At 40.5% G+C, this 4,651-nt stretch carries 3 protein-coding genes and 1 pseudogene; 1 reads left to right on the forward strand and 3 read right to left on the reverse strand.

Annotated elements, in window-relative coordinates; genetic code table 11:
• Positions 1-258: 258 nt before the first annotated feature.
• Positions 259-1,565 (forward strand): annotated as a pseudogene (locus SD31_RS01650) (acyl-CoA carboxylase subunit beta).
• A 78-nt stretch (positions 1,566-1,643) separates the two neighbouring features.
• Here SD31_RS01650 and SD31_RS01655 read toward each other — a convergent pair.
• The 3 genes from SD31_RS01655 to SD31_RS21095 form a co-directional block, all read right to left on the reverse strand.
• Positions 1,644-3,560, reverse strand: a complete 1,917-nt coding sequence (locus SD31_RS01655) for an acetoacetate--CoA ligase (RefSeq protein WP_039052871.1) — start codon at positions 3,558-3,560, stop codon at positions 1,644-1,646.
• 120 nt (positions 3,561-3,680) lie between these two features.
• Complete coding sequence (locus SD31_RS21090; protein ID WP_410528223.1) at positions 3,681-4,277, reverse strand: thiamine-phosphate kinase; 597 nt, start codon at positions 4,275-4,277, stop codon at positions 3,681-3,683.
• Positions 4,213-4,467: an AIR synthase related protein gene (locus SD31_RS21095; RefSeq protein ID WP_410528224.1), complete on the reverse strand. Its 255-nt coding sequence runs from the start codon at positions 4,465-4,467 to the stop codon at positions 4,213-4,215. Before SD31_RS21095 ends, SD31_RS21090 begins: the two co-directional genes overlap by 65 nt.
• Between the last annotated feature and the right edge of the window lie 184 nt (positions 4,468-4,651).

Below are 4,651 nucleotides of genomic sequence, written 5' to 3' on the forward strand. Positions count from 1 at the left end.
ACCAATTATATAATAATTATATGCGATCCTTACTGACAATATTTAAAATCGAAATAACGAAAACATTCATTATCGGACGGAGGCTRTRGATAAAGTTGAGAGAAGAATCACAAAGAAAGGAAAATAGAACGGCATGGAACGGGTTGAGGTATATCTTTTGGATTGAGGGTAAGCCCGTACACAGAAATAGGTATTTTCGCTGGAGATGGAATGTATAGCGAACATGGAGGATGTCCCAACGGTGGGGTAGTGGTCGTTATGGGATATGTCAAAGGTAGATTATGCGTTATTGTATCCAATGATGCCACGGTGAAGGCTGGAGCTTGGTTTCCTATCACAGGAAAGAAAACCCTCCGTGCACAAGAGATAGCCATGGAAAACAAAATTCCTATCATTTATCTGGTGGATTCTGCCGGTGTTTATCTGCCTATGCAGGATGAAATATTTCCGGATAAAGAACATTTTGGTAGAATCTTTCGTAATAATGCCAAGATGTCGTCCATGGGAATACCACAGATTGCTGCCATCATGGGCTCTTGCGTAGCCGGAGGTGCCTATCTTCCCATTATGTCGGATTACGCCTTAATCGTGGAAGGCACAGGCTCTGTATTTTTGGCGGGTTCATATCTCGTACGTTCTTCTATAGGCGAGCAGATAGACAACGAAACTTTGGGAGGTGCAATCACACATACCGAAATTTCGGGTGTAGTAGACAACAAATATCCAAATGATGAAAGCTGCCTAGATGCCATAAAAAATATCATAGACAAAATGGGAAGTTCTGCTACGGCTGGTTTTTCGAGAATAACTTCTCGTAAGCCTAAAGCAGATATAGAATCACTATACAACACCTTGCCTATAGACAGGCTTAAACCTTACGACATGCGTAAAATCCTGGAAGCTATAGTGGATGCAGATTCTCTTGAAGAATACAAAAAAGATTATGGCAAGACGCTTATCTGTGCTTGGCACGTATCGATGGATGGGCAGTAGGCATTGTAGCCAATCAAAGAGAAATCGTAAAAGCCAAAAAGCCGGGAGGTACGCAAGAGATGCAAATGGGAGGCGTTATTTATTCAGATTCTGCAGATAAAGCCGCCCGTTTTATCATGAACTGCAACCAACAAAAAATTCCTCTGGTATTCTTTCAGGATGTTACGGGTTTCATGGTAGGTTCACGTTCCGAACATGGGGGCATCATTAAAGATGGAGCTAAGATGGTAAATGCCATGGCCAATTCTGTAGTTCCTAAATTCACTTTCATCGTGGGAAATAGCTATGGTGCCGGCAACTATGCTATGTGTGGCAAAGCATACGACCCTAGACTCATATACGCCTGGCCTACTGCACAGATCGCTGTGATGAGTGGCGCCTCTGCCGGAAAAACGCTCCTCCAAATTCAGGAAGCAGCACTTAAAGCCAAAGGTGTTTCCCTTTCCGAAGAGGATAAAAAAGCTTTGCTAGAAAATATAGAAAAGCAATACAACGAACAGCTAAGTCCCTACTATGCGGCAGCGAGACTGTGGGTAGATGGCGTAATAGACCTAAGGAGACCCGAAAAATAATCTCCATGGGGATAGAAGCAGCCAACCATAACCCCGATATTCCAAGATATAACGTTGGCGTAATCCAGACGTAACAGCCTATAAAAACTTTTCTTTATAAATCTTAAAATATTCGGCTATACTATCTGGATTGCGCATGATATCTCGTGATACGGAACTTTCTAAAGATTTTCCGGAAAATATCTTTTTTACCGGAAGTTCCAGTTTTTTGCCACTAAGCGTATAAGGTATATCATGTACCTGAAAGATAAGATCCGGCACATGGCGTGGACTATATTGTGTACGTAATGTATTTTTTATCTGTACTGTAAGCTTCTCATCCAACAAAACATCCTTCTCGAGCTGTACGAAAAGCACCATCTTCGAACTGCCATCAACCTTATCCACGGTAATGACCAAAGCATCTTTCACCTCTTTCAAAGAATGTACCCCATTATAAATTTCAGCTGTACCAATGCGTACGCCTCCACGATTCAATGTAGCATCTGAACGTCCGTAGATAATAATTCCTTCCCCGGTAATGATCTTTATCCAATCTCCATGTGCCCATACATGAGGAAACTTATCAAAATAGCTTTCTCTATACTTTTTATTTTCTTCGTCATTCCAAAAGTAAACGGGCATGGAAGGCATAGGTTTCCGTATTACAAGTTCACCTACTTCGTTTTCTACGGAATGTCCTTCTTCATTATAAGCGGCAATGTCGGCACCCAAGGTTTTACATTGAAGCTGTCCAGCAAATACTGGTAGCATAGAATTTCCTGAAAGAAAAGCAGAACAAACGTCCGTGCCTCCACTTAAGGATATAATATGTACATCCGGAAATTTAGCTTGTAACGCTTCAAAAGTAGAAGCAGGTAGAGGTGACCCTGTTGAGCCTATGACTTTAGGTTGGTAATCCTTTATTTCCAAATGCTCTATAGAGGTAAAATAGACGGCACCTGCTCCGAGATGATGCACCTTTGCTCGCTTTAGAAAATCCCAAAAAGTTCTGTGTCCATTATGATTTATAATACCATCAAACATACACAATGTAGCACCACACAGCAAGGAAGATAAAGCATAATTCCACATCATCCATCCCGTGGTAGTATACCAAATGAAATTCTCACCCTTTTGAACATTTTGGTGTATAGCCAAAGCTTTATAATGTTCCAGCAAATTACCTCCTGTACTATGGGTAATAGCTTTAGGTTTTCCCGTAGTGCCGGAAGAATACAATATCCAGATGGGATGTGCAAATGGAACTCTTACAAACGTTAGAGGTTGCGGCGTATAATTCTCTATAGAGGAATTCCACATGCTATCGTTAAGATCTACAACCTCTTGTAATGTTTTCAAGCTGTTTTTCAACATCTCCAAAGTATCCCTTTTGGAGAAAATCTTGTCGTTATACTGGTAGGAGGTTTCTATAAAAAGAAGTTTAGGCTCTATCTGTTCAAAACGCTCGGCAAGAGCTCTATCCCCAAAATCGGGAGAGCAGCACGACCAGATAGCTCCTAAACTGTTTACTGCTAAAAAAATAGCCACCGTGTCTACCCTGTTATTCAGTACACCTACTACTCGGTCTCCCTTCCGGATACCTCTATCCATTAGAAATTGCTGTATCCTACTTACCTTGCTTTCGAGCTCTTGCCAGGTAATTTCCTTATATGCTTCGTATTCAGAACAGAATTTTATGGCTATGCTATTCGCATCAAAAGATTTAAAAATATGTTCAGCATACGAAAGTTCTATACCCTCAAACCATCTTACTCCGATAAAATCTTTCTCATTAGCATTCCAAGATAAAACCTTATTGTATGTTCCGGAGTAGGAGATATTGAAAAAATGTAAAATAGCTTCCCAAAAAGATTCGATATGTTCTATAGACCATGCATGAAATCCTTGATAATCAGCAAAGTGAACCGAATATCTTTGTTCTACAAACTTTTGAAAAGCATATAAAGTGGAGCTTTCAGCATATTGTTTTGAAGGAGTCCATAAGGCTGCCATAAGTTTATAGATTGGTCTATACTAAATATACAAAAAGCAGCCTGAAAATGAAATGCTTCTTATATAAGCAAAAAAGCCTGACATTGTAGGCCAGGCTTTTTTAATATTTTGAGAAATTACTTATTTATTTTGGATAAAAGCATTCCAGCCTTGAGCTTTGAGCTGGTGTACTTTTCCTGATTTCGAAATCATATCTTTCCCTTCAGAAGGTTCTGTAATATAGCCAATTACAGTAATGTCGGGATGACCTTTGATTTTGTCATAATCCGACTGTGGTACGGTAAATAGCAACTCATAATCTTCACCACCACTCAGCGCACATACAGTAGGATCCAATCCAAATTCGCGAGCCGTATCATATGTCATCGGATCAATAGGAATTTTCTCCTCATACAGCTTACATCCCACATTCGATGCTTCACAGATATGTAAGATTTCCGAAGCAAGACCGTCAGATACGTCGATCATGGAAGTAGGTTTTATATCCAATTCTCTAAGGAGTTCTACGATATCTTTACGTGCTTCCGGTTTTAGCTGACGCTCGACGATATAATCCTTTCCTTCCAGATCCGGCTGAATATTTAAGGATTTTCCAAAAAGTATTCTTTTCTCTCTTTCTAGAAGCTGAAGTCCTACATAGGCACCTCCCAAATCACCTGATACACAGAGGAGATCGCCTTTTTGTGGCTCCTGAGCGATAGACAATTTTGTCTTCATCGGCATATCCTATACTAGTTACGGAGATAATTAAGCCTTGCACCGATGCCGATGTATCACCTCCAACAAGGTCTACACCATATTTTTTACAGGCTATCAAAGCACCGGCATAGAGTTCTTCAACCGCTTCCAACGGGAATTTGGAAGAAAGGCCTATAGAAAAAGTTATCTGCGAAGCTATGCCGTTCATACGCAATAAATATCCGAAAGATTTACTTGTACTGTCCTTGTAACCCAGATAGTTTAAGGGGAGTATAGCGCAAATCGAAGTGAATATTTCGAGCAAGCAAGATCAGTTCGGTAGTACTCAAACGATACCGTTTAGTCCCGCAAAAGTCCACGCACTCGGTCAGCATCATCACCAATACCTTTTT

This window comes from Sphingobacterium sp. T2, from assembly GCF_000814685.1.
Lineage (GTDB): Bacteria > Bacteroidota > Bacteroidia > Sphingobacteriales > Sphingobacteriaceae > Sphingobacterium > Sphingobacterium thermophilum.

What these genes read in the sequence shown, in the direction of transcription:
- SD31_RS21090 (WP_410528223.1), bottom strand. Translation starts at nt 4,277, where the DNA reads ATGAAGACAAAATTGTCTATCGCTCAGGAGCCACAAAAAGGCGATCTC.
- SD31_RS01655 (WP_039052871.1), bottom strand. Translation starts at nt 3,560, where the DNA reads ATGGCAGCCTTATGGACTCCTTCAAAACAATATGCTGAAAGCTCCACT.
- SD31_RS21095 (WP_410528224.1), bottom strand. Translation starts at nt 4,467, where the DNA reads ATGAACGGCATAGCTTCGCAGATAACTTTTTCTATAGGCCTTTCTTCC.